Source organism: Streptomyces sp. P5F9 (genome assembly GCF_057961495.1).
Window position 1 is genome coordinate 1 of record NZ_JBXVPZ010000915.1, and the last position, 1,360, is coordinate 1,360.

Annotated in this window: 2 protein-coding genes and 1 pseudogene; all 3 read left to right on the forward strand. The window is 72.4% G+C overall.

Annotated features, from left to right (window positions below):
* Nucleotides 1-214: pseudogene (locus AC31A1_RS51440) on the forward strand (hypothetical protein); the annotation flags it as partial.
* 423 nt (nucleotides 215-637) lie between these two features.
* A complete protein-coding gene (locus tag AC31A1_RS51445; RefSeq protein WP_489659918.1) occupies nucleotides 638-853 on the forward strand; it encodes a hypothetical protein in 216 nt (71 codons plus the stop codon).
* Nucleotides 854-1,015: 162 nt separating this feature from the next.
* The coding region (locus tag AC31A1_RS51450) for a hypothetical protein (protein ID WP_489659919.1) at nucleotides 1,016-1,360 on the forward strand (345 nt) is incomplete at its 3' end.

Here is a 1,360-nt window from a genome sequence, read left to right on the forward strand (position 1 = left end):
GGTTGAGGGGGGTGCGGTGGTCGGCGTCGGCGGGGTGGTCGGCTCCGGGGTGTCAGCCGCGGCCGTCAGCGGGACCGGCGTCGCGGCCGGTTCGGTGAGCGGGGTCGGCGGCGCCTGCGGTTCGGTCGGCTTCGGCGCGTTGGCCGAGGTCGGTGCGGTGGTCGGGGGTGCCGTCGACTCCGAGATGTTGGCCGGGGTCGGAGGCTGGGTCTGAGGCGGAGCGGTTACCGGGGCCGGGGGTATGGCCGGCTCTGGGGCGCCGGCCGGAGTCTGGTCCGGAGCGGATGCGGTTGGCGGCGACGACGGTATGGCCGATTCGTGTGCGTCGGTCGGGGCCATCAGCGGGTCCGGGGTCGGTTCGGCGATCGGCGGTGTGGCTGGCTTCGGTGCGTTGGCCGAGGTCGGTGGCGTGGTCGACTCCGAGGCGGTGGCCGGGATCGGAGGCTGGTTCCGAGTCGGGGGCGTGGCTGACTCCGAGGTGTCGGCCGATACCGGCAGTGTGGCCGGAGCCGGAGCCGGAGCCGGAGCCGGAGCCGGAGCCGGAGCCGGAGCCGGAGCGGTGGGCGAGGTCGGTGTGGCTGACGGGGTTGCCGGTGTGGCCGTCTCTGCCTCCGGGGCATCGGCAGGAGTCGGCACTGTGGCCGACCCCGATTCCGAGGTGTCGTCCGGAGCTGGCAGCACCGCCGGAGCGGGTGCGGTGGGCGGAGTCGAGGACGAGGTCGGCTCTGCGGCCTCGGTCGCCGCCGGCGGCGAGGCCGGTTCCGTGGTGGGGCCCGGTTCCGTGGTGGGGCCCGGTTCCGACGTGGCACCCGACTCCGACGTGGACGCGATGCCGGAGGCGTTGGCCTCCTGACCCGGTGTGGAAGCCGCCTGCTCTGCTGCGGAAACCTGCTGCGCGGCGGAAGCCCCCTGCTCAGGTGCGGAATCCGCCCCCTCCGATACGGAAGCCGCGCTTTCCTGCGTGGGAGGTGTCGCCGCCGAATCCACCCCCGTGTCGGCGGTAACCGTCCTCCGCGTGGGCTTCTCGTCAGCCGCGATGGTCTTCCTGGCCAGGCCCTTCTTCGCCGAGTTCTTCTTCCCGGCACCCTTCTTGGCGGCGACCTTCTTGGTCACGCCCTTCTTCGCTGCGGTCCTCTTCGTCACGGTCTTCCTCGTGCTGCCCGTCTCCGCCACGACGTTTTCTGCCGAGCCCGTCTCCGCCGGGACCTTCGCCGTCACGTTCGTCCTCTTCGCCGTACCCGTCTTCGCGGCGCCCGTCTTCGTCATGGCCTTCTCCGTCGCAGCTTCTGTCGCCGAGGTGTCTTCCGCCGAACCAGTCTTCGCCACGGCGTTCTTCTTCGTCGCTTGCTCGGCCGCGGCC